The 24,050-nt window shown below is 40.1% G+C and carries 18 protein-coding genes; 10 read left to right on the forward strand and 8 right to left on the reverse strand.

What is annotated here, in order from left to right; translation table 11 throughout:
• Positions 1 to 438: 438 nt before the first annotated feature.
• The 4 genes from IQ274_RS25775 to IQ274_RS25790 form a co-directional block, all read right to left on the reverse strand.
• The gene (locus tag IQ274_RS25775; RefSeq protein WP_194143880.1) at positions 439 to 729 is read right to left on the reverse strand and encodes a hypothetical protein; all 291 of its coding nucleotides are present in this window, start codon (positions 727 to 729) and stop codon (positions 439 to 441) included.
• Positions 730 to 734: 5 nt separating this feature from the next.
• Positions 735 to 1,694, reverse strand: a complete 960-nt coding sequence (locus IQ274_RS25780) for a ParM/StbA family protein (RefSeq protein WP_194143881.1) — start codon at positions 1,692 to 1,694, stop codon at positions 735 to 737.
• Positions 1,695 to 2,576: 882 nt separating this feature from the next.
• Complete coding sequence (locus IQ274_RS25785) at positions 2,577 to 3,077, reverse strand: hypothetical protein (protein WP_194143882.1); 501 nt, start codon at positions 3,075 to 3,077, stop codon at positions 2,577 to 2,579.
• A gap of 6 nt (positions 3,078 to 3,083) precedes the next feature.
• Complete coding sequence (locus IQ274_RS25790) at positions 3,084 to 3,971, reverse strand: ParA family protein (protein WP_181927308.1); 888 nt, start codon at positions 3,969 to 3,971, stop codon at positions 3,084 to 3,086.
• Between the two features lie 766 nt (positions 3,972 to 4,737).
• Between IQ274_RS25790 and IQ274_RS25795 the strand changes: the two genes are divergently transcribed.
• Complete coding sequence (locus IQ274_RS25795) at positions 4,738 to 5,784, forward strand: hypothetical protein (RefSeq protein WP_194143883.1); 1,047 nt, start codon at positions 4,738 to 4,740, stop codon at positions 5,782 to 5,784.
• 171 nt (positions 5,785 to 5,955) lie between these two features.
• Here the strand turns inward: IQ274_RS25795 and IQ274_RS25800 are convergent, their stop codons facing one another.
• Positions 5,956 to 7,380, reverse strand: a complete 1,425-nt coding sequence (locus tag IQ274_RS25800) for a DUF4157 domain-containing protein (protein ID WP_228058367.1) — start codon at positions 7,378 to 7,380, stop codon at positions 5,956 to 5,958.
• An 822-nt stretch (positions 7,381 to 8,202) separates the two neighbouring features.
• Between IQ274_RS25800 and IQ274_RS25805 the strand changes: the two genes are divergently transcribed.
• From IQ274_RS25805 to IQ274_RS37785, 8 genes are all read left to right on the forward strand, one after another.
• Positions 8,203 to 8,955 carry a helix-turn-helix transcriptional regulator gene (locus IQ274_RS25805; RefSeq protein WP_194143884.1) on the forward strand — a complete coding sequence of 251 codons (753 nt, stop codon included), beginning with the start codon at positions 8,203 to 8,205 and terminating at the stop codon, positions 8,953 to 8,955.
• Between the two features lie 35 nt (positions 8,956 to 8,990).
• Positions 8,991 to 9,311, forward strand: coding sequence for a hypothetical protein (locus IQ274_RS36745; protein WP_228058368.1), 321 nt, complete (start codon positions 8,991 to 8,993; stop codon positions 9,309 to 9,311).
• Between the two features lie 249 nt (positions 9,312 to 9,560).
• Complete coding sequence (locus IQ274_RS25815) at positions 9,561 to 10,199, forward strand: sigma-70 family RNA polymerase sigma factor (RefSeq protein ID WP_194143885.1); 639 nt, start codon at positions 9,561 to 9,563, stop codon at positions 10,197 to 10,199.
• A 25-nt stretch (positions 10,200 to 10,224) separates the two neighbouring features.
• Positions 10,225 to 11,202, forward strand: coding sequence for a DUF1822 family protein (locus IQ274_RS25820; RefSeq protein WP_194143886.1), 978 nt, complete (start codon positions 10,225 to 10,227; stop codon positions 11,200 to 11,202).
• Positions 11,203 to 11,225: 23 nt separating this feature from the next.
• Positions 11,226 to 13,598: a CHASE2 domain-containing protein gene (locus IQ274_RS25825; RefSeq protein WP_194143887.1), complete on the forward strand. Its 2,373-nt coding sequence runs from the start codon at positions 11,226 to 11,228 to the stop codon at positions 13,596 to 13,598.
• A complete protein-coding gene (locus IQ274_RS25830) occupies positions 13,591 to 14,391 on the forward strand; it encodes a DUF928 domain-containing protein (RefSeq protein ID WP_194143888.1) in 801 nt (266 codons plus the stop codon). The genes IQ274_RS25825 and IQ274_RS25830 overlap by 8 nt, the downstream gene beginning before the upstream one ends.
• A 41-nt stretch (positions 14,392 to 14,432) precedes the next feature.
• Positions 14,433 to 17,468: a filamentous hemagglutinin N-terminal domain-containing protein gene (locus tag IQ274_RS25835; protein WP_194143889.1), complete on the forward strand. Its 3,036-nt coding sequence runs from the start codon at positions 14,433 to 14,435 to the stop codon at positions 17,466 to 17,468.
• 112 nt (positions 17,469 to 17,580) lie between these two features.
• Positions 17,581 to 20,172, forward strand: coding sequence for a CHAT domain-containing protein (locus IQ274_RS37785; protein ID WP_194143890.1), 2,592 nt, complete (start codon positions 17,581 to 17,583; stop codon positions 20,170 to 20,172).
• A 99-nt stretch (positions 20,173 to 20,271) separates the two neighbouring features.
• Here the strand turns inward: IQ274_RS37785 and IQ274_RS25845 are convergent, their stop codons facing one another.
• From IQ274_RS25845 to IQ274_RS25855, 3 genes are all read right to left on the reverse strand, one after another.
• On the reverse strand, positions 20,272 to 22,077 hold the full coding sequence (locus tag IQ274_RS25845; RefSeq protein WP_194143891.1) for a S8 family serine peptidase: 1,806 nt from the start codon (positions 22,075 to 22,077) through the stop codon (positions 20,272 to 20,274).
• A 169-nt stretch (positions 22,078 to 22,246) separates the two neighbouring features.
• On the reverse strand, positions 22,247 to 22,444 hold the full coding sequence (locus IQ274_RS25850) for a hypothetical protein (RefSeq protein WP_194143892.1): 198 nt from the start codon (positions 22,442 to 22,444) through the stop codon (positions 22,247 to 22,249).
• A 383-nt stretch (positions 22,445 to 22,827) separates the two neighbouring features.
• A complete protein-coding gene (locus IQ274_RS25855) occupies positions 22,828 to 23,031 on the reverse strand; it encodes a hypothetical protein (protein ID WP_194143893.1) in 204 nt (67 codons plus the stop codon).
• Positions 23,032 to 23,443: 412 nt separating this feature from the next.
• Here IQ274_RS25855 and IQ274_RS25860 point away from each other — a divergent pair, with 412 nt between their 5' ends.
• Positions 23,444 to 24,046 (forward strand): helix-turn-helix domain-containing protein, encoded by a 603-nt coding sequence (locus IQ274_RS25860; RefSeq protein WP_194143928.1) that lies wholly within the window; start codon positions 23,444 to 23,446, stop codon positions 24,044 to 24,046.
• Positions 24,047 to 24,050 lie beyond the last annotated feature (4 nt).

Consider the following 24,050-nt stretch of genomic DNA (forward strand, 5'->3'; position numbering starts at 1 on the left):
CTGGGCGGCTCAAGTTTTTGGCCAATCTATGCTCTCGAAAAGAAGAATTTTGTTTTCTGCCACAACTGACGACATAGAAACTGCATGAAGAATTTTGAGCATCTCTCCCACAAAATCAACACCCTAGGTAGGGTGTAGGAAAAAAATCAAGAAAAGTAAATATGAGTGCGAACATAATTGAAGAAGAATTCAGCTATTCTGAATTCAGGAGTCAGCAATCTTGACGCTCTCTACGAGACGCTACGCGTAGCTTGCAACTCTTACAGAGTAGGCAGACTCGCTATCCGCCAGTCATACAGAATACCTTTCTGTATTCTGACTCCTGAATTCTGTTTGATAAACTTCTTTGCGGGAGCAACGCTGGCATGAGCATTACTACGCCCCACACCCAAAAACCTTATAAATAAGGGATTTGCCGTTATCAAGCTTGCCATTCGGCTATAAATCAAAATCAAGACTGAAGGTTTCGCTTGAAGAATCTTCTTCTTTCTCTTGTGCAAATGGAGTTGAAGTCATTGAAGGAAGCTTGTTCGGCTCAGTAGTAATCGGCGTGAAAGCTACTTGTTGTGTGGCTAATCCAGCCTTGATGAAAACAAAATAGCAATCAATAATAAAGTAAAGTGTCTCCAGGTAACTCTTGCCTAGTTGCTGTGACTCGGCAAATATCCGCTCTCGGTAGCTATCTTTGATCCGAACTTTTTCTGGTGTTAAGTCAAGTTTGTCTACCATTGCGATCACTTAATAGATGTAGTAGGCGAATTCTTGCTGCTGATGGCTTTTGCCATCTCTAAAAGCCCAAAGACATTAGCTTCTACTGGGTTGTCCAGTATTTTGAACCCGTTTTTCTCTAAAAGCTTCTTAAATCCAGGTAACAGGCAACCTCCACCAATCGCCCAGATTTCATCCCCCTGGTGCTTGGCATCAAATGTCAGATTCACCGCTTTCTTCAAGTATTTTTCATACCAATCTTTTAAACAAGCGCTGTAAACATCTTTGATATCGATGTCCCGGCTGTACCGAGTATGCCCCATTTCCAGACAAAATCGGATCTTGGATGCATCCCCGATTTTCCCGCCATTTAAATGCTTCATCTTTTGGGAAATATCATTGATGAGAACTTCTACGCCAGTGGGGTAGGCGGTGTGAACTTCTCGTTTGCCTTGGTTGTAACGAGAATACAGAGTTGTGCCATTGCCAAAATCTAAAATGGTTAATTTTTTTGGTAGTTGATGCCCAAACAATGCACCCATCCCTTCTAGTACGACTTTCAGGACTTCGATCTTCACATCTGATTGTTTGCCAGCAAGTATTGGCTGATATTCTCCGTTTAGTACTTTTTGCAATTCTTCAGCCAGAGCGACATCATGTAAGCTGACGACTAATTTTAAATGCCAAGCCTTACGGTGTGGAAGATGTGCCAATGCACCGAATAATGTCAATAATGCGTTGTTGACTTTGTTTTCATTGTTATCAGTGTTTCTGTCAAAATAATTTCCTGTACGGAAAGCTGATTCTCCAACTGTGTAAGCATTACCGTTAAAAACTACCCTCCCTGGTACGTCTTCCATCTCGGCATTGGTTATATAGCTGGGCACACGAACAACTTCAAAGCCATCGACAAAAAGTTTTAGGCTTCCATAGCCGTTATCAAAGCCAGCAGGAAAAATTTTTTGCAAGGTGTGAATGTTAGACATAAAGAGAAAGGTAATAGATTTTGATTTGTGAAAGTTATCTGTGATTTGTGAAGTGGGGAGCAGAGGAGCAGAGGAAGCAATTAAAACAGTTCTTAGTGTTTACTATTTACTGTTAAAAATGGAGAACTCTGACCTTCAGTAGAATAATTAGTTTTTCTTACACCGATAACTAATAATTGTTAATGCAAACATTTTCTCTTGCTCCCCTGTTCCTCTGCTCCTCTGCCTTTTTTTCTTCAGCATCAAAAAATTATCATAACCTCTTGGGGGCTAAGTGGGGTAAAACCTCACCCAATTGAATGTACCCCATATAGCCCCCATATAGCCCCCATGTGGGAGTCAAATTTTGCTCAAACCTCTAAACTGCTTTGGGGTACATATAGCCCCCATATAGCCCCCACCAAAATTTTTTGAAATCTTTTCTATCAACGCAGCAGAAATTAATTTAGATCATCGTTGACTGCTTGATTTATGCTTTAGTGCCAATCTTTTGTTAGCAATTTATTTCCCTGCAAGATGTCTAGCTAAAGCTCTGATCCACTTACTTTATATCGCGTTATCGCGATGATTAAGTAACGAGAGGTTAACCCTTTTAAGCGTAATACTGGGAATAGTGAGTGATCCGGCTTTTATCCTATATCGCGTTATCGCGATGATTAAGTAACGAGAGGTTAACCCTTTTAAGCGTAATACTGAGAATAGTGAGTGATCCGGCTTTTATCCTATATCGCGTTATCGCGATGATTAAGTCGCGATCGCTGGTTCTAATTGGTTAGCCTTAATAAAGTTTTTTTAGTTAAACAAAGATAACAGTAGAAATCAGGTTTGACTTTCTGTGTATATCGCGTTATCGCGATGATTAGTTAACGGGGAGTATCAGTATCAATCGAGTGGTGGTGTTTTAGAAAGAGCATCTGAGATGATTTGTGCAAGCTTATACTCAAACTCAGCCAAAGCTACTGGATCACCATTTGGTGGACGCTCTAGCTTTTCTGAGTGGCTAGCTTGTGCAATAATCTCTTTCTGCGCGTGTCGAAGAATTGTCATGCAAGACCTTAATACATGACTAAGTTTGAGAGGAGTTTCTAGTTCCTCGGCAAGGCGAGAGACGAATCGTTCAATTTCCCTTTCCTCAGATTTAGTCAAAAGTACTCGCTTCTCTCGACTTAATTTTTCGATTACTGGTGCAGGTTGTATTGGTGGAGATTGTTGAGGGTCAAGAATTATTTGCTCCGATAAAGTTGAATCTCTCACAGATGGAGCAGCAGTATTATCTGAAACTGAAGTTGTTTCCTCTGAATCTGAACCCCTGAGAACAGACCGTACCAATGCTTCGTCTACTGGGCGATAGGGTTTTTCATTTCCTGAAACACGTTTAGCCATTGGTAACTACTTTTTGCCTCGCTTTGTTGAAACAGCAGATTTTATAGTAGATGTTGTAACTGGTTCTTCAAACTCAGCAATACGAGCTTCTATTTCCTTAGACAGCTTACGATATTGGTTTGTGACTTTGTGGTTTGGTGCAGTTTGGAAAATTGTCTTCCCTAACTTTTGGGACTGAGGTACAACCGTAGAACGGCTGATGAGTGTATCAAATTTTAAAGACTTACTACCATCAGAAAAAAGTTTCTCGACATATTCAGTTAGAGAACTAGCTAATATAGTTCTGCTATCTACACAACAAAGAATTACTCCTAACAAACGTAAATTCGGGTTGCCGTAACGTTGAGCGCCTTGAATATCAGTTAAAGCATCATTAAGTCCTGCGATCGCAAATGGGTCAGGAGTGGCTGAAAGAATAAACCAGTCAGCCGACTTATAGGCTGCAATTGTTGGTGTAGTTGCATTAGGCGCTGTATCAAGAAAGATGTAATCATACATTCCAGCAAGCTTGCGTAAAGGATTAATTAAAACATCTTGAGTAACCAAAAACTTATCTCTAGCTGCGAGTGCTTGATCTATCTTTTCTAGATTTCGACGAGCTGCAATCAAATGAATATTTTTAGGTAACTCTACTCCATCATCAGGGGTAATGATTACATCTGTTGGTTCTTCTTCCCCAGTCAAAACTTCAAAAGTACCAAGGAAGCTTTCGCTAGGAATTCCTAAATGCCGGGTAGCTCCCTGGTTCATATCTAAATCGAATATTAGGCATCGCCTTCCCATCTCACCTAAAGCAGTTGCAATATGAATCAGGTTACTAGTTTTTGCAACTCCTCCCTTTTGATTGCCCACTGCAATCACTTTAGTTTTTCGTGCTGTTACTTCATGGCTCATGTAAGTGTCCTCAATAACCAGCAAATTTTAATAGCGACTTTGCATTATAGTAATGTCGCGTTATCCGAAACTAGCGTTATAGGATACTCGCGTTATCGCGATTTAGTAATTAAGCTAATATTGGTGTTTAGTAAGTAAGATACTTACCAGACAAGAATTTTTTAGTTTTGATAATGAGTCTGTATTATAACAATGTCGCGTTATCCGAAACTAGCGTTATAGGATACTCGCGTTATCGCGATTAAATAAAAAAAGAGTTAATGCTAGCTTCTCATTTTGAATACAGTACCGTAGATAGTATAAATAAATTCAAAAGGTTGAATTATATATGCAGAAAAATTCTTTAGAGGATAGGAGACTAGTAGTTTGCCAAGAAAACTTGGCGGGGTGAAGGGCAAAGGGGAAAGAGAAAAGGTGCTTACTCGAATGGCACTAAGAAAAGCTGAAATACTTGCCTGGTAAGGGGTATAGAAAACTAATAGTTTTAACGTCGGGAATCAGAATAATTTGCAACTCTCAGTTTATGATCGCTGCTTTATTAGCCTCCGTTTTTCCAAAGTGATGAAACCCTTGTAAATAATACATTTGCGCTTTTCTTAGTGCCATTCGATGATTACCGCAGATGCCAGTATGAAATATACAAACCAGCCAATGAAAAACCCCAACCTCAGCAAAAGGTTTGGGGAATTTATATCAATTTAATCACACCTCCATCATGGCACAACTCGATATTCGTTCAAGTACTGTTCAGCTAGAGATGGAATAAATGGCTAAACCACCTTCTAAGCGCAAAAAAGCCATCTCTGCTTCATCTAGTGATGACACGCCACCAAATAACCTTACCCAAGAAGAAAACCCAGCTACAGCAACAATTACAGTTACGGCTGTTGAAGTTCCCGAATTAACCGAGCAGGAAATTAGCGATCGCTTGCATTTAGAACGCAAGGTGGAACGTGCATTTTTTGAGGCAGGCAAGGCATTGGCTCAGTTGCGCGATCGCAGGTTATACAGATCCACTCATCGCACATTTGAGGAGTATTGTCGTGATAGATTTGGATACACCCATCGCCGAGTCAATTATCTAATAGCTGGTTCTGTAGTATTTGACAACATAGTGACGGGAACAAATTGTTCCCAAAATGAGGAAGTGGATGAAACGGGAACAAATTGTTCCCAAAATGGGGAAGTGGATGAAATGGGAACAAATTGTTCCCAAAACGAGGAAGTGGATGAAATGAGAACAAATTGTTCCCAAAACGAGGAAGTAGACAAAACTCGACCTAACCTCTCACGAATCCTGCCGACTAACGAAGGACAAGTGCGCCCTCTGGCAAAGCTAGAACCACAGCAGCAGGTTAAAGTTTGGCAACGGGCAGTACAGGAGGCTGGTGGTAAAGTTCCCAGTGCCAGGATCGTCACTGATGTGGTGCAGAAAATTATGGAACGTACCAGAATACCCAACACCTACCAGTTAGGTGAAGTCTGCCAAATTCTTGCTAAGGATAATCCAGAACTGAGAGGTAAAGGAGGCTGTTGGGCAATTGTCAGCGTAGTGAATAACTTTAGTTGCAGCGTGAGAGTCTGGGATGGCGAGTACGCCGTTGGGTTACAACACCTGAAGTCTTACGATTACTTGCCTTCCGAGTGTGAGCAGATGCAGGTAATTTGCGATCGCATCAGTCGGGTGTATTCGAGGGGGCTGGAGGAGTCGGTGCAGAAGTTTTTGGAGTCGTTGGGGAAGCTGAATCGGGCTTATTTGACGGCTTTAGAAGAGAAATTATTGAAGGTTCTGGAGTCAGAAATTAGAGATTAATGCAACAAAGAAGCAATGCCACAATGCTGTAAGTGATTCTACAAAATAAAATTTTTCAGTGATGGCATTAACAGACTACGTAATCATGAGAACTTAGAAGATGCCCCAAGTCCTTCAGTACAGCACTTGGGAGATGGTAACAAGTTAAGGTTGTGAGGCAGTTGTCAAATGTTAAACCTTTCCCCCAAAATGATATATCTGGAAATATCCCAAAGATTCTTGCCATTGTGCCTTCAATTTGATGCATGATATTGACGCATCAAATGTGTATTCTCCTGTATCTTGATTCATCTTCACTTCTATTGTTGGATATCTATTATTTGTGTCAAATTCATATTGAAACAATTGAGTAATGTCTGTTTTCGCCTCCTTTTCTAATGCATTTTTTATTTCTTCCTTTGCTTCCTCATCAGTAATTGCGATGATTGTGATAATAGGGTATCCTCGATTACCTGCAATTTCTACGGCCGACTCCTTTGAAAAATTATCTGGAACATGATCCAATACAAATTTTTCTTTCATTGCAATACCACCCGTGGCAGGTGGTGCATATTGTCCGTCTCCCAGTTTTCTTTGTAGTACGCAAGAATTACTAGATTGCGATACTATTTCTTTCTCTTTTTTCGTTGTACTCGCTGTGATTTCATCCCCGCGACTCTGTTGCACCACATGAGTCAACTCATGCGCCAACAACTCCTGCCCTCCTCGACTCTCTGGCTCATACGCCCCCTGCCGAAAGAACACATCCTGCCCCGTGGTAAACGCCTTCGCCTGAATCGACTGATTCAACTGATTAGCCTGAGTATCAATGTGAACTTTCACCCTACTGAAATCTGCTCCAAAAGCCTGTTCCATTGGTTCCCTAATACTTTTAGCTAGTGGCTGTCCGCTCACCTGTGCCTGCTGTATACCTGTTTCTAAATCAGGTAATGCACTTACGCCACCGACATACGCACGACGCTGCACCATCGGTTTCATTTGCAATTCCGCTTCCTCTTCAGGTAGAGGCTCGCGTTGAACACTGCCCTCCGGCTTCATTTGCACTTCCTCTTCTTCTTCGGGCAATGCTTCACGCTGTATGTCATGCTCTGGTTTCATTTGCAGTTCGTCTTCTTCCTCTGGCAACGACTCACGCTGAAGTTTTTTGCTCTGTGGTTCATGAATCCTTTGGACTACCTGACGCGCAGTTTCGTCTGCCTCTTGCTCATACTTATCTCCAGGCTCTCCAATGGTAAGTTTTGCTTGTATTGGTGTATCTGGTCTTCTCAGTGGAATTTTGGCAATATTATGACCAAATCGGGTTGCGTGTTCGAGTCGAGAATTCAATAATCCGTTCATCTTGGCTTGTAATACAGTTAGGCGCTCCTGTCCTTCGGACGTAATCGAGCCAGATTTAGCTTGTATGGAAAGTCCAGTTGCTTCCATCTGCTGTTCTGTAAAGCCTTCATTCTCTATATCAGTTGGTGTTTTAGCTGCAACTGATGCTTTTTGGATTTCGCTACCATAAGGTCTATGCGCTAATTGTGGGGATGAATTTAGCGCTGAGGAATTGGAATAGGTAGATGAGTCAGTCTTTGAAGATTTTGTTTTGTGCATTGTTTTTACAAGTTCAATGATTTACGTCAACTTGACATCAATCAGAGATGTCAGGAAAATCTTAAATATTGTGTTGTGAAAATCTAGGTACTTATGATTACAAAATTCCAAAAACCAACCATTCATTGGATCAAAACAGTCACGAAATTCTGTCATAACAGGATTTTATAACTGTCTTTACATTCTTTAAAAACAGATAATTGAGCTATTTGATTTTTGTCCAACAACCAGATTTCAAGATTTCCTCCAGCTTTTATGCAATATTTCTATTTTGGTTACAGTCCTTAACGACTTTGATTGGAATATGCATAAGACAAGAACTTTCAAGAACTTTATAAAAAAGAATATATCTATAAATATTTTAAAAGATATTTGCTTGATATTAAAAGATTTTTATCTATCTGGTGGTAGAGATTACTATTCAGTAACGTAAAGTTCTATTAAAACATAAAATTATATTAATAATAAAATTATTACACTATACAAATGAACATTTTTATGTATTAAGTCAAATAGCTCGTTTCAACTTTTTACAAATCATACTTTGTTTGCGATGCCTGCGGCGAGCTACACCTACGCATTAGTCGAGTGTATTCGGGTGTGTTAGAGGAGTCGGTGCAGAAGTTTTTAGAGTCGCTGGGGAAGCCAAACCGCACTTATTTAACTAATTTAGAAGAAAAAGTGTTGAGTTTTCTGGAGTCGGAAATCCTAGTAGAATGGAACAAAGAAACAATGCTGTGAGTGAATTGTGGTATTAAATTAATATAATCTTGCTGTGGTTTAATATTTCTGCTCCCGGTTGTTTGTAGAAAGTAGTAATTTATGACAGGAACGCAACAACAAGAAATAATGGATTTACGGGCATTGAATTTAACACCCAAACAAATAGCCCGAAAATTGGGTATTAAAGTGTCAGATGTCAATGCAGCGATTCAAAATCAAGCACAGCAAACTACATTAGATAGATTGACAAAAGGAGAGCTAGACCCTGTATATCAGTGTTTAGCAAGCGAGAGTCTTATCCAATTGTTACCGAAAATCCCACCAGAAAACAGCATCAAAAATCTGCTGACAAAATTCCTACCTGTAAAAAACAATGACGATATCGATCGCGGTTTAGGATTGGTAGTTATTGCAAGAGTTGCTCGATACAATCAAATCACGGTCTGTAGCTACCTTTTAGATATATGGTGCTTAGGTGTTAAAGATACCATCTCACCACGTACAGTAGACAGGATAAAATTTAAAGAATTTACAGAATCACTATTCGAGCCATTTCCCGGAAAACCACAAGAGGTTTCCCTTGAAGTAGCCCAAGGGATGATATTTAGTGCTTGCGAATATGCAGAAAACTTAGGGTTTCAAGCACACAAAGACTTTTCTAAATCGCGTTCGCATATCGGAGAATGGGATGGAAGAATACGTATTGAATGTGGTCGTGACGGGAAACCATTTTATGTCAATGGCCCCCATGATAACCCTAAAAAAATCATGGAAATATTGAAGAGAAGCAGGGGTGAAGGGAATTTTGATTTTCTGATTGGTTCAGATCCTATTGAAAAGAATTTTTGGTAAATGCAATTAACTTGATTGTCTGGTGCGTCATTACGATGTCATCCAGGTTTGAAATACTCAGCGCAGTGAATGATTTCAGTTTCACTGTGAGACTTTGGCATGGCGAACACACGGTTGGGTTGCAGCATCTGAAGTCCTTCAACTACTTACCCCAGGAGTGTCAGCAGGTTCAAGAGATTAGCGATGGCTGCGGTGGGCTGCTCCTACGCATCAGTAGGTTGCGGGAAAACGACAACTTGGAAGATGCCCCAAGTGCTGTGCTAAAGCATCTGGGGGAACTGAAGCGACCGTATTTGACTGTGGTTGAAGAGAAACTACTGAGTTTTATCGAGCAAAAATGTAAGGCTGGGGATTAGTCCAGCTAATTCTAGTGGCTCATACCTCCACTAAAGAGGAATTTAACTTACTATCGAACTTGAAAGGAGGTCAGCGTGAACACCAAAGAAAGAATCTGGTGTTGCGCCGAGCCAAATCTTTCCAGTCCTCAGTTCAATGCATAAGCACAAAGTTTTGTAACAATTGTGGCTGGTTTGTGTAAAAGTTGCAATCAATCCATGAGATATATATGAATTCGCAACTTGGTGCGTTCTGATTCGAGGTCTTTTATGACTAATGATTGGAGAAAACAACTAGATGTACAACTTAAAGAATTAGCGATCGCAGCCCAACAATACACACACCTAACCAAGGAAAAGCGGATAGCTCTAACACGTCTGATAAATGCTATTTGGCAGTCAGGTAAGCTTGTTCGTCCTTATAAAGGCCAATTTCAACTACTTTACGAAGATATCTATGATGAGGCAGTACAAAATTTATTTTTCTATCTTTGTCAAGATAACAATATTAATAAATATGCCCCAGAACGTGGCGAAGTAATGACTTGGGTAAATATGTTATTAACTAAACGTTTTTTCCCAGAAGCTATCCCCAAAGTTATCGGCAAAGAAAATGAAATAAATCTCGAAAACTCTCACTGGGAAAATATACCCTCATCTCAACCCATATCTTTATTTGAACAAGTAAGAGAATGTATAGAATCAGATCCAGAGTTAATTTTTTGCAAAGAACACATCAAAGGTCATCCAGAGGCAAATTTTCAAGCCATAGCTCAAAGAAGATGTTCTGGTATTTCTTGGAAAGATATTTCAGCAGAATGGGGTATTGGAATCACATCTTTACACAATTTTTACCAACGTTGCTTGAAAAAATTTGCTAATAAATTTCAAGAATATTTGTATATTTAATCTTATCTAATTATCTAGGAAAAATATGAGCAAAATCATAGAAGTTTTAACATTTTCAGCCCCTATACCTGTGGATGGAAGGCATCGAGCAGAAGAGTTACGCAGACAACAAGCTACGCAAGCAAAAGGCGAACAAGTTTATCTCGATACTTTGGCTGTATCTTTTGTAAACTATTATCTATGTTGCATGGGATTTGAGACAGACTTGAATAAAAGTGACAGTTGGAATGTCATACAACAGACACTGATGGATGTCGCCGATTTGTCGCTTAAAAACTTGGGCTTGTTAGAATGTCGCCCAGTATTGTCAGATGCACAATTTGTTTATGTGCCGCCGGAAGTACAGTCAAATCGAATTGGCTATGTAGCTGTGCAGATTAGTAAATCATTTAGAGAAGCAAAGTTGCTGGGATTTGTCAAGCAGGTAGAAACTGATTTGTTACCCATTAACCAATTGCAACCTTTAGATGAACTATTAGAGTATTTAGAAGAACTTTCTCAAATCCAACTTGCTAATAATTCGCTGACCTCTCATCAGAATTTAGTTAATTTGAAGCAATGGTTAGAGAATATTTTTGAATCTGGTTGGCAACAAGTTGAAACTCTTTTAGGGACTCCAAGTATCAATCCAGCTTGGAGTTTGAGAAGTGCTAATAGCGCTTTTATTAGTAGGGGTAAGCTGATTGATTTAGGAAAAATTTTGAGCGATGCCTACGGCGGGATACGCCAACACGCAGTGGTTTTGGTTGTCACCCTACCACCAGACAACGAGCAAGAAATGGACGTTATCGTAGAAGTACATCCGACAAACGGAGAAGATTATCTGCCACCAAATCTCCATCTAATGATACTAGATTTTGAGGGCGCATCTGTGATGGAAGCTCAAACTAGAAGCAGCAATAAAAATATTCAATTGGAATTTAGTTGTGAGATGGGAGAACGTTTCAGCGTTAAACTAGCTCTGGAAGATATCAGCATTACAGAAAATTTTGTCATTTGTTAATAGCAACAGCAGGGGTACTGCCAATGAGAAAATTAGTTGTGCTGAAGCTAGATGGCGATTTGCACTTAGGCGTGCAGGTAACGCTGGAGATTGGAGAAGAAGGCAAACGCCCCACTACAGAAATTACTGGCAAGCTGCCCTCTAATCTAGATATGGCAACAGCAATTGACCAGTGGCAGTTGAACTATCGCACTTTGTGGAAATTTACCCGCATCAAAGCAAAAAAAATTATTTACGATGGTTCTATCTCCCAGCGACGTAAGGAGTACGACACAAAAGCTAGTGAGGTGCAGGAGCATCTGAATAAATGGTTGCTGTCAGAATCTTTTCGTCCTGTGCGGGAAAAATGGCTCAAACATCTGATGCCAGATGAAGAAATACGGCTGTTGATTCGTACTCATTGTTTACAACTCAAGAGACTTCCCTGGCATTTGTGGGATCTGATAGATCGAGATTACCTCAAAGCTGAAGTTGTTCTTAGTATTCCAGAATCAGAACGAGTAACAGCCGCATTGCGGACATCTACCTGGAGAAATAAAATCAGAATTTTGGCAATTTTAGGCCATAGTGACGGTATTGATGTGGAGCAAGACCGCCAGTTACTAGAGAATTTACCTAATGCCGCTACAACTTTTTTAGTAGAACCTCAATATTCAGACATCAACGAGAAATTGTGGAAACAACCTTGGAATATTTTATTTTTTGCAGGTCATACCAAAAGCGAAGGTGATACTGGTTGTATCTATATTAATAAGACAGATAAATTAACAATTGATGAACTCAGACATGACCTGAGAAATGCTGTTGCCAACGGATTACAATTAGCGATTTTTAATTCTTGTGATGGATTAGGATTAGCGCGAGAACTACAAGATTTACAGATTCCGCAAATTATTGTGATGCGAGAACCAGTGCCAGACTTCGTAGCTCAAAAATTTTTAAAGCATTTTCTGGAGGTTTTTTCATCAGGACAATCTATATATGCTGCGGTTCGCACTGCCAGACAAAGGCTTAAAGGAATAGAAAAGGAATATCCAGGTGCAAGTTGGTTGCCAGTAATTAGTGAACATCCTGCGGTAGTGCCGATGACTTGGCAGTTGCACCGAAAAATGCTCGTTGCTAAGAGTGGAATGGCGATATTGCTGACAAGCTTGTTGGTAACAAGTTTAGTTTTGGGAGTGCGGTATTGGGGTTATCTGCAAACGTCGGAATTACAGGCTTTTGACCATTTTATGCAATTGCGATCGCAACTTCTCACCGAACAACCTGACGAGCGTCTTTTAATTATCACTATTGATGAAGCAGATATCCAGTACCAAATTAATAAAGGAATGCAAATGCGATGGTCGTTATCTGACCAAGCCCTCGCTCAACTATTAGAGAAATTAAATAAGTATCAACCAAGAACTATTGGTTTAGATATTTATCGTGATGGTATTCTAGACTCGAAATATCCAAATTTAGCTACTCGTTTTCAGGAAGATAATCGTCTATTTTTTGTGTGCAAAGTTGCTACTCTTGATGATGATGGTGATACTGATGGAGTTCCCCCACCTCCTGGAGTTTCCAGAGAACGCTTGAGTTTTAGTGATTTTGTTGCAGATGAAGAAGATATTGCTCGTCGCCAACTTTTGCATTTAACTCCTCCCTCAAAATCTTTGTGTACCACAGAATACGCTTTTAGTCTACAACTAGCACTTCATTATTTAGATCAAGAAGGCAAAACATCAAGTGTTACAAAAGAAGGTTATTTACAGATTGGTAACATTGTGTTTGAGCAATTAAACGAACACACTAGCGGTTATCAACAAGTGGATGCATCTGGTTATCAAATATTGTTGAATTATCGTTCTCTCTCTTCTGTAGAAAAAATTTCCGAACAAATTAGTTTGAGAGATGTGTTAGATGAAAAAATCCCATTAGAGTCAGTTCAATTACTCAAAGATCGCATTGTTCTTATTGGTCTTTCTGCCCCCACTAATACAAATGATTTTTGGAAAACACCTTTTAGTTCTAATGCAAAACCGAAGCAAAAGCAAATACCGGGGGTATTAGTACAAGCACAGATGCTAAGTCAAATCCTGAGCGCCGTTTTAGACCGCAGACCTTTGTTGTGGTGGTGGTCTGGATGGATGGAGGCACTTTGGATATGGGGATGGTCATTAATAGGAGGTATTACAGCATGGTATTATTTAAAACCTCTGCACCTGGGATTGGCGGTGATAGTAACACTTTTAATATTATTTGGGTTATGTTTTGGCATTTTTACACTGGCTGGATGGGTGCCACTTATCCCTCCAATATTAGCATTACTAGCTACGCAAATAATAGTAATTTTATGGTTTAAACATTTCCATACTGGTAAGAGAAAACAATTAAATTTTGGTCATGATTAGAAAAAAAATAACTCAATATGCCTGTGTAATTCCGTTGCTAATTGTTAGTACAACAATTTACTCACAATTAGTGCAAGCACAGCTGACTGATTCGATTCAAAACACTGTTAAAAATTCGCACTTCCAATCTTTTCGCCAACCGAAATTGCCCAAAAATGGCGCACCGACAGGTCGGCGCAGAGCCGGTGCTGGGCGTAATCCTGAGTGTCCTAACTCTCTGACACGTCTGACTGCTTTAGTACCTGGCGATGCAGAGGAATCATTTTTAGCATCAACAGTTGCAGAGAATCCAACATTTTGGTTTTATGTTCCTCAATTGCCACAAACCACGCGTTATGGAGAATTCGTGTTACAAGTGCTAGATGGTAAAGATGTACAAAATGTCTATCGAACACCTCTTACTCTTTCTGGAAAATCTGGTATTGTTAGCATTACTTTGCCATCGCGATCGCAATATTCATTAAAAGCAGATAAAAAATATCACTGGTATTTTCATATTTATTGTGGCGATCCGCAAAAAACATCTGACAATTTTTATGTAGATGGGTTTGTGCAAAAACAAGTGTTGACAGAGGCTCTTGATAGTCAATTGAAGACGGCAAAATCAAGGGAGTATATTGTTTATAGTGCCAATGATATTTGGTATGATGCCCTAACTAATTTAGGTCAACTGCGCCGTGCCAATCCGCAGAATGCAACTATTAATAAAGATTGGGTTGACTTATTAAATGTAGTTGGCTTGCAAGATATCAATAAAGAGCCAATTGTAGAGCATTACAACTTAGAAAAATAAGACTAATCACACGGTGAAGTTACTAATTTCTTGGAGGTGCTATGTCGGGAATAACTCAATATTGGCGATGCTGGTGTAGTAGTTTTGTGGCGTGTGGGATGTTAATTGCTTCTTCGCAAGAGTCTGTTTTTGCTCAAATTATCCCGGATAACACCTTGCCTAATAATTCCAGTGTCACAAGGGAGGGTAATATCTTCAATATTACTGGAGGAACGCAAGCAGGAAGTAATTTATTTCATAGTTTCAGCGAGTTTTCTGTGCCTCTTGGCAGCACTGCTTTCTTTAATAATGCTGTATATATTCAAAATATCATTAGTCGGGTTACAGGTGGGTCAGCTTCTAATATTGATGGGTTAATTCGCGCTCATGGTACAGCTAATTTGTTTCTGATAAATCCTAACGGAATTATTTTTGGGCAAGGTGCGAGGCTAGATATTGGTGGTTCATTTGTAGGGACTACAGCTAATGCTATTGGATTTGGCGATCGCGGTTTTTTCAGTGCTTCAAATCCAGAAGGTTCTCCATCTTTGCTAACAGTCAATCCTTCCGCCTTACTATTTAATCAAATACAAACCGCATCTATTCAAAATAACTCAGTTGGTTTGCGCGTACCAGATGGCAATAGTTTACTGTTGGTAGGCGGTGATATCAATATGAATGGAGGAGGATTGTTTGCTTTTGGTGGACGAGTCGAGTTAGGCGGGTTAGCAGGTGCGGGAACGGTTGGGTTGAATGGGGATGGTAATAATCTAAGTTTGAGATTTCCCGATAGTGTAGAAAAAAGTGATGTTTTCCTTAGCAATGGCGCTAGGGTAGCCGTAATTGCTGGTGATGGTGGAAGTATCACAATTAATGCCCGAAATTTCGAGATGACAGGAAGTTTACTGATTGCAGGAATAGGGAGAGGACTAGGTTCTGATAATAGTAGGGCAGGAAATATTGATATTAATGCAACGGGAGCAACAAATTTTAACACTGGGAGTTTGATTGTTAATCAGGTGCAACCAGGAGCTAACGGACAAGCAGGCGATGTCAGTATCAGTGCTAGCACTTTGAAAGTTAGTGAGGCAGAGGTGAATACTAATACATTAGGTGCAGGCAAGGGGGGAAATTTGACCATTGATGCCCAAGATGTGCAACTTATTGGTAGGGGTCGCTTGTTCGCTTCCGCAAACTTAAACTCAACAGGAGACGCAGGAAAATTAACTGTTAAAACTAATACCTTGCTAGTTCAAGATGGGGCAAAAATCGCTACTGATACATCTGGTGTGGGTAAAGGGGGAAATTTAACTATTAAAACTAATACCTTGCTAGTTAAAAATGGGGCACAAGTCGGTGCTGGTACATTTGGCGCAGGCAAAGGGGGAAATTTGACCGTTGATGCCCAAAACGTGCAACTGATTGGTACAAGCGTCGATGGTGTTCTCAGTGGCTTGTTCGCTTCCGCACAGCGAAACTCTACGGGGGACTCAGGAAATTTAACTATTAAAACTAATACCTTGCTAGTTAAAAATGGGGCACAAGTGGATGCTAGTACATTAGGTGCAGGCAAGGGGGGAAATTTGACCATTGATTCCCAAGATGTGCAACTAATTGATAGGGGCAGTGGCTTGTTCACTTCTGCAAACTTAAACTTAACAGGGGATGCGGGAGATTTGACTATTAAAACTAATACTTTACTAGTCAAAGATGGGGCGCAGGTGGGTACTGTTACATTTGGTGCAGGCAAAGGGGGAAATTTGACTATTGATGCCCAAGATGTGCAACTGATTGGTGGTACAAGTGACGATGGTCGGTTTACCAGTGGCTTAAGTGCTTCCGCACAGCGAAATTCAACGGGGGATGCGGGAGATTTGACTATTAAAACTAATACTTTACTAGTCAAAGATGGGGCACAAGTGGGCGCTGGTACATTTGGTGCAGGCAAAGGGGGAAATTTGACCGTTGATGCCCAAAACGTGCAACTGATTGGTACAAGTGCTAATGGTCCGTTTGCCAGTGGCTTGGCTGCTTCTGCACAGCCAGATTCAACAGGGGATGCAGGAGATTTAACTATTAAAACTAATACTTTGCTAGTGCAAGGTGGGGCACAGGTGAATACTGCTACATTTGGTGAGGGCAATGGGGGGAGTTTGACCGTTGATGCCCAAGACGTGCAACTGATTAATAGGAACAGTGGCTTGGCTGCTTCTGCACAGCCAGATTCAACAGGGGATGCGGGAGATTTGACTATTAAAACTAATACGTTGCTAGTGCAAGATGGAGCTAGAGTAACCGTGGAGAGTTTGGGAACAGGAACCGCAGGCAATTTAACAGTAGATACTCGCTCTATTCGTTTAAACAACAATGCCTTACTCAGCGCTAACATACAAAGTTCTAAAGTTAACCCTAACAGCGAGCAAGCGACAATTAACATTAACTCAGAAAATTTAATCATGAGTCGCAATAGCAACATCAGAACTAACGCCATTGGAGAAAACGTCACCGGCGGCAACATCAACATTGACACCGATTTTCTCATTGGTTTTGAAAATAGTGATATCAGCGCTAATTCTGCTAATTTTCGTGGTGGGAATGTGCGAATCAATGCCCAAGGTATCTTTGGTATACAGTTCCGAGATGTGGCATCTGATAGCACAAGCGATATTACCGCTACAGGAGCAAGTTCCGATTTCAGTGGTTCTGTAGAATTAAATACACCTGAAATTGACCCTAACAGTGGCTTAGTTGAATTGCCAACAATATCAGTTGATACTGAAGTAGCCCAAGGCTGCTATAGTCCAAGTTATGCTCAAAGCAAGTTTGCGATCGCTGGACGCGGTGGTTTACCAGCTAACCCTAAAGATATTCTCACTCCTGATGCAGTCAAAATAGATTGGGTGTCTCTTAAACCCAGCAATAACAACCGTTCTCTACCACCTGTTGCTATTAAACCAACTATCTCCACTCCCAAACGTATTGTTGAAGCCACAGGTGCAGTGCTAAACGCCAAAGGGCAAATAGTCCTGACTGCTAATTCATCCACCGCTAGTCCTCACACTTCCAGACAGAACCCTATTCAATGTCATGGTAGCTAAAGTGACATTTTAGAGTTACATGAAACTTTTAAAGCATTTTTTAATAGCATTATTGACTATATTTCTGTGTATATCTTGTCCGTATGTTTTTGATTCATCGAATTATTTAACAGTGGCGTTTACAGAATCACACCTTTCTCCTGCGATCGCCGTTACGCGTAGTTCAAAATCTACAACCCTACCGTTTCCTGCTTTAGCAACAACGTCTACTGTCAACCTGCTAGTGCAACAAAGTCAAGCACTTTATGAAGCGGGGCAGTTTATGGAGGCGGTACAACTTTTAAAAAAAGCAGCTAATGAATTTAAAGCTAATAATGATGTCTTGAACGAAGCTATAAGCTTGAGCAATCTTTCTTTAGCCTACCAAAAACTAGGAAAATGGCAAGAAGCAACTGAAGCGATCGCACAAAGTATTAAACTATTACAAACGATAAAAGATTCCGATTCTTCTCAAGCTCAATCGCAAATCTTTGCCCAAGCTTTAGATGTGCAAGGAAATCTGGAATTAGCACGGGGGCAAACTGAAGCCGCTTTGGGCACTTGGCAAGAAGCAGCTAAAATTTATCAACAATTAAATGATACATCGGCACTGATTCGCAATCGGATTAATCAAGCCCAAGCAATGCAAGTTTTGGGAAATTATCTGCAAGCACATAAAACATTAATTTTGGTACAAGAAAATCTCCAAAAGCAAGCAGATTCTTCTCTCAAAGCCACAGGATTGCAGAGCTTAGGGAATGTGCTGCGAGGTTTGGGTTATTTAAACGATTCGCACAAAATTTTAGAAGAAAGTTCTTCTGTGGCTAGGAAAGTGGGAGATGCGATCGTTCAAAGTAATGCTTTACTAAGTTTAGGTAACACAGCCCGCGCTCAAATAAGTTTGGGTAACTCGACTAGCACCGATGATTACACTAAAACAGCAATCCAATACTATCAACAGGCGGCGCAAATTGCACCTGCAACATCTACTGTGCGTCTCCAGGCTCAACTGAATCTATTAAGATTATTGGTAGAACAAAAGAAATTTAGCACAGCGAAAGCATTATTATCCCAAATTCAGTCTCAGATAGACAATTTGCCTCCAAGTCGGACGGCTGTTAACTACCGAATTAACTTTGCCCAAAGTCTGAGCAAAATGATCCAGAACGAAGTTCAACCAAAAGATGTTGCTAAAATGCTAGCGCAAGCTGTAGAAGTGGCTAAGAGCTTAAAAGATGAACGAACCGAATCTTATGCACTTGGTACTCTTGGCGAACTGTACGAACAAAGCGGACAGTTATCTGATGCCAAAGGAGTTACGCAGCAAGCTTTGATGAAAGCTGAATTTATTGATGCTCAAGACATTGCTTATCAATGGCATTGGCAGATGGGACGAATACTTCAAAAGCAATCTAATATCCCAGCAGCAACAGAGGCTTATCATCGAGCTTATAATGCTCTTAAATCCCTTCGTAACGATTTAGTTGCAATTAATCCTGACGTACAATTTTCTTTCCGCGAGAGCATAGAACCCGTATATCGACAGTACGTTGATTTGCTATTGCAATTGGAGGAAAATACAAATCAAAAGTCAGACAATCTTCTGCAAGCCCGCCAGGTAATTGAATCTCTTCAGTTAGCAGAATTAGATAACTTTTTTCGTTCGCCTTGTTTGCTAGCAAAAGTTGACCTTGATCAATTAGTTGAAAAGGAAAAATCCACAGCTGTTATCTATCCAATTATTTTAGATAATCGGCTAGAAATCATTACTAGATTGCCAGGAAAAGATCCAATTTACCGCAATACTACTAAAATATCTAAAAATGTATTAGAAAACACTATAGAACAACTACAAAAAGATTTACCCATTGCTAGCCGACAGCCTGATGTTAAACAGTATTCGCAACAGTTATATGATTGGTTAATTAAACCCATTGAAGCAAATTTAGCAGATCACAAGATAAAAACTTTAGTGTTTGTACTGGATGGTTCTTTGCGAAATATCCCAATGGCGATTCTCTATGACAAACAACAGCAGAAGTATCTAGTAGAAAAGTATGCTATCTCTTTGACACCTGGTTTGCAACTTGTTGATCCTCAACCATTACAAAATGTGCAGCTAAATGTTTTAGTTGCCGGAGTTGAGCAAGAACGATTAATTGAAGGTAAATCCTTTTCTGAACTTTCAAATGTGACACAGGAATTAAAACAAGTTCAGTCTTCAGTTCAAAAAAGTAAACAACTATTAAATCAGGATTTTACTCAAACGAATCTGGAAAAGCAAATTCAATCTACTCCCTTTTCGGTAATACACTTAGCAACTCATGGGCAATTTAGTTCAGATGTTGAACAAACCTATATTATTACTTGGGATAAATTACTAAAGGTTAGAGAATTAGATAATTTACTACAAACTAGGGGTGAAAGCCGGCCAGAAACAATTGAATTACTCGTCCTTAGTGCTTGTAAAACTGCCACGGGAGACAAACGAGCTGCTTTGGGATTAGCTGGTGTGGCGGTGCGGGCGGGCGCACGCAGTACGCTAGCAACTTTGTGGACAATAGATGATGAATCTACTAGCGAGTTTATGGGTGAATTATACCGGCAGTTGGATGCTGGGGTAACTAAAGCCCAAGCTTTGCAACGCGCCCAACTGGCAATTTTAGCTAAAGAAAATCGTCCATATTTTTGGGCACCTTATGTTCTGGTGGGCAATTGGTTGTAATTATCTGAATATGTAGATTACTTTACCTTGCTGAAGGACTGCGATCGCCACATCAATTTCTTCGCGTCGAGTCCAACCTCCAAAGCCAACCCTTTTTTGCTATGCCAACGCTATAAAGTTGTCCACCCCAATGGTGCTAGCTTGTATTCCAATAAGTTCTGCTAGTCTCTCTTGTGTATTTGTAACCTGAATTGAAGTGCTAAAACTGCCTTGCGTAACTGTGAGTTGCTCAAATGTTAGATCCTCTAAGATGAAAAAGTCCTCTCCATGACGATAGTCAAGTATTTTATCTTGTCCATAAAGCGATCGCAGTACAAAACGATCGGCTCCTTTTTCACCGATAAGTATATCGTTGCCTTTACCGCCATCGAGGACATCATTGCCGTTACCTCCTAATAAAATGTCTTTCCCTTCTCCTCCTACTAAATAGTCTTGCCCTCCTCGCCCAATTAGAATATCAGCACCTTTGTTTCCATAAAGATTGTCAGCAGAATCTGTCCCGTAGAGAAAATCGGTAAAGTCAGACCCGATCTTTTCTGAAACGAATGCTTCTGTAACAGCCCGATCTGCCTGTACAAGCCCTGAACCTTTTCCTATAGAAAGCGCAGTATTTTGGACTTTAGTACGAATCTCTTCAGGAGTCAGATTTCCATCGGCTCGATCTAGCATCAGCGCGACTATACCTGCTACGTGAGGTGCGGATGCTGAAGTACCAAAAAATTCAGCAAACGAAGAATCAATTGGGAAATTGGTTGCAACGCCGTCTGGGGCATAGATTTCTGGTTTATTTCTGAGGATGGGATTGGCCAACCTATTGCCATCAGAATCCAGCCAAATGGGAGATCCTCCCTGGCTTGAATAATCCCTGATTTCTGTAGGTTTTTTGATATTCGTGGCACCAACGGTAATGGATCTGGGTGCATTACTGTGTCCGTAAACCGATCTATTATTGGCATCTTCGTCTACATATTCATAGTCAATTGTGCGGTCTGCTCCATTAGCGTCACTAACCCATTTGATAAAAGTTGGTTTCTCGGATACATCATCACCAACCTTGGCAATTACAAAGAAAAGTTGTTCATCCTTTTGGGGAACATACCCAAGTGCTTGAAGGGGAACATCTATAGCAGACTCGCTAATCACCTGTGAAACTGCGACAATATTGCCTAAGTTCGGCAATTCAGGCGTATTCACTAAAAACTGGACATACTCGGTTTTGATTTCCCCAATCGGATCGTCCCATCCCAAAAGAGGGTTGATCAGTGTATTCCCCTTTGGGAGATTGATGTTCTGAAAGAAATCTACACCATCGGTGGGATCAAAATCGTGGGCTTGAAATTGAAAATCTTCAAGCTCAAACTCAGCGCCTGGGCGAAATACGCTTTCGTATGAAATTCCCCCATTATTACCAGCCGCAGAGACAACTACTACGCCGCGATCGATAGCTGCTTCGATAGCCTTAGCTGCTTTACCGTCTTGTAGAAGAGAAGCAAGAACTATAGCGTCTTCAACGATTATATCGACCCCGGCAGCAACAAGGGTAGAAACTGCTTTGGCAAAAGTTTCTTCATCTGCAAAGAGGCCGTCTTGGTTCTCTTCAGCAAAGGTATGAAAAAATAGCTCTGCTCCTGGTGCTATATCGTGAACTATCTGACCTAATGCCCTACCTTCATCTAGTAGTGGCTCATTAGTGTCTGCAAGGATGTTGACAGGTTGCTGATATCCAAATGGATTCGCTTTTCCAGGCAAATCTCCACTTTTAACATTTTCACTTAATCCAGAAAGCGAATTAAAACTATCTGAGATGATGCCAACTTTAATTCCTTTACCGTCAAGACCAAAAAACTGACGTGCAATGTTTGCCTTAACGATCCGATCGCCTTGAGTTGTTACTGTGCCTACCATAAATTTGGATATTGAATGAAAACAATCGATATGCTTTATTTCGTATGAATTGATTAAATCCTCTGAAACTAAAGCAAGTTTATTTCAGAGGATTTTGTATCATTTAATGCTTATACAAAAGGCATCAAATAACACATTTGTATGGCTAAAAATAAGCTTTAACTTTCATCTAATCTAGAGTAGATAAAGCTTTAGTTTTAGTGCTTGTAAATATCCACCATCCACTGGATTCCGTTACTTGCCTGTAGTACCATCTGCCATTACGGTATTCCCGTATTGTTCCTCCAATGATTTGTTTTGTGTCTTCAGAACTCAATTCAGATAATGAGTAAACATTGTTTAAATCTAGTACCTTTATCTGTGCCATGTTTTCGCTCTCCTTAATACAATTGTTTGGTTGAGATTAAGTTTGACTTATTAACCTCATCTCAAAGATATGAGTTTTTATAAATAATTTCAAGAGGTAAAAGCTTATTTTTGATGCATAAGTAAGAGTGTTTTGTTTCTAAAGTCAAACATTGTTTTCTGCATTTACAGCTACAAACAAAAAACTCTACCTGCATCATTAGCAAATGCAGGTAAAATCTTTATTTCTTGATGAATTAACAAAATATATTTACACAGATTGATTAATCCGCCGAAACTAAATCAAGTTCAATTCAGGAATTTTCTATCATCTAATACCTATCTCAAAGGCACTAAACAACACAGTTATGATACTAACGCTCAGACTTCATTTGGTATCTAATCTCAAGTAGATAAAGAAGCCGCCCTAGCTCGCCGTCTATTTTCTGTTCTACGCAGAACAACCAAATATGTACGGGCAGCATCTAAGGGATTTCTAGTACGTAACAATGTAGCTGCTTGTCCTCCTTTAACAATATTTATGTCCTCGCAGCTTAATTCAGATAGTGAACAAGCATTATCTAAATCTAGTATTTTGATCTGTGCCATTTTTTCTTTTTCCTTAATAAATCGTTTGACTGAGATTAACTTGACCTATTAATCTCAACTCAAAGATATGAGTTTTTATAAATGATTTCAAGACTTAAACCTTTCTTATTTATGCATAATTCCATGAGTTGTGTTTTAATTATTCAAATATTTAATATTTAAAAATAAAAGTACTTTTATCTGAAAAATTACAGTACAGTAGCGCGTTACTACTGCTAATCATCTAATTTCAAACTGAAGCTATGTTTTTTGTTATAGATGGTGCTGTTTTTAGTTTGTCACACCACTAAAGCCTGAAAAGCAATACTTGTGACCGTTCATCCGAATATTGTAAAGCTTTGTAACGAGATGTGGAATACCCGGAGTTTTGATTCAGAGAAGTAACAGAGGTTCTCAGGAATTATCCAGATTAATTTCTATCTGGGCATTCCAAGTTATACCAGGAGGAATTGCTGTGGACAAGCAAGGTCTATACTTAACAACTTTCCAGCATAAGCTCTTGCTCAAGAGTTTGGAAACAGATTTACGTCCAGAATATCGTCGTCGGATTGAAATTATGTTGTTGGCAGATTCAGGTCAATCTCAGACTCAAATTTGTGAAACTTTAGGATGCTCTCAGGAGACGGCACGGCACTGGATGACTGTGGCCCAAACAGGCCAAGCTCACCATTGGAGCGATCGCCCGATGGGTCGTCCCAAGGCTGTAAATGAGCAATATCTGACCCGTTTGCAAGAACTGGCAAGCCATAGTCCGCGTGAGTATGGCTATGCATTTGAACGCTGGACAGGACAATGGTTAAGCAAGCATCTAACAAAAGAGATGGGGATGAAAGTTAGCGCTTGCCACATTAACCGCTTGCTCAAAGAAATGGGACTTTCAACTCGCCAGATATGCAAAACTTCTGAGAAAGAAACTGATAAAGCAAAAAATTCTCAGATTACTATTGGCAATCTTCTACCAAACCCAGAACCGGATTTTCGCTGGTCATTGAATTTCGCTAAGACAAGTAACTAATTCT

The organism is Nostoc sp. LEGE 12447, assembly GCF_015206985.1.
Taxonomy (GTDB): Bacteria; Cyanobacteriota; Cyanobacteriia; order Cyanobacteriales; family Nostocaceae; genus Nostoc.

Coding starts and splice junctions, on each gene's coding strand:
- IQ274_RS25775 (WP_194143880.1), bottom strand. CDS start 729: ATGGTAGACAAACTTGACTTAACACCAGAAAAAGTTCGGATCAAAGAT.
- IQ274_RS25795 (WP_194143883.1), top strand. CDS start 4,738: ATGGCTAAACCACCTTCTAAGCGCAAAAAAGCCATCTCTGCTTCATCT.
- IQ274_RS25785 (WP_194143882.1), bottom strand. CDS start 3,077: ATGGCTAAACGTGTTTCAGGAAATGAAAAACCCTATCGCCCAGTAGAC.
- IQ274_RS25825 (WP_194143887.1), top strand. CDS start 11,226: ATGAGAAAATTAGTTGTGCTGAAGCTAGATGGCGATTTGCACTTAGGC.
- IQ274_RS36745 (WP_228058368.1), top strand. CDS start 8,991: ATGTCATCCAGGTTTGAAATACTCAGCGCAGTGAATGATTTCAGTTTC.
- IQ274_RS25855 (WP_194143893.1), bottom strand. CDS start 23,031: ATGGCACAGATCAAAATACTAGATTTAGATAATGCTTGTTCACTATCT.
- IQ274_RS25820 (WP_194143886.1), top strand. CDS start 10,225: ATGAGCAAAATCATAGAAGTTTTAACATTTTCAGCCCCTATACCTGTG.
- IQ274_RS25800 (WP_228058367.1), bottom strand. CDS start 7,380: ATGCACAAAACAAAATCTTCAAAGACTGACTCATCTACCTATTCCAAT.
- IQ274_RS25790 (WP_181927308.1), bottom strand. CDS start 3,971: ATGAGCCATGAAGTAACAGCACGAAAAACTAAAGTGATTGCAGTGGGC.
- IQ274_RS25845 (WP_194143891.1), bottom strand. CDS start 22,077: ATGGTAGGCACAGTAACAACTCAAGGCGATCGGATCGTTAAGGCAAAC.
- IQ274_RS25850 (WP_194143892.1), bottom strand. CDS start 22,444: ATGGCACAGATAAAGGTACTAGATTTAAACAATGTTTACTCATTATCT.
- IQ274_RS25815 (WP_194143885.1), top strand. CDS start 9,561: ATGACTAATGATTGGAGAAAACAACTAGATGTACAACTTAAAGAATTA.
- IQ274_RS25835 (WP_194143889.1), top strand. CDS start 14,433: ATGTCGGGAATAACTCAATATTGGCGATGCTGGTGTAGTAGTTTTGTG.
- IQ274_RS25780 (WP_194143881.1), bottom strand. CDS start 1,694: ATGTCTAACATTCACACCTTGCAAAAAATTTTTCCTGCTGGCTTTGAT.
- IQ274_RS25830 (WP_194143888.1), top strand. CDS start 13,591: ATGATTAGAAAAAAAATAACTCAATATGCCTGTGTAATTCCGTTGCTA.
- IQ274_RS25805 (WP_194143884.1), top strand. CDS start 8,203: ATGACAGGAACGCAACAACAAGAAATAATGGATTTACGGGCATTGAAT.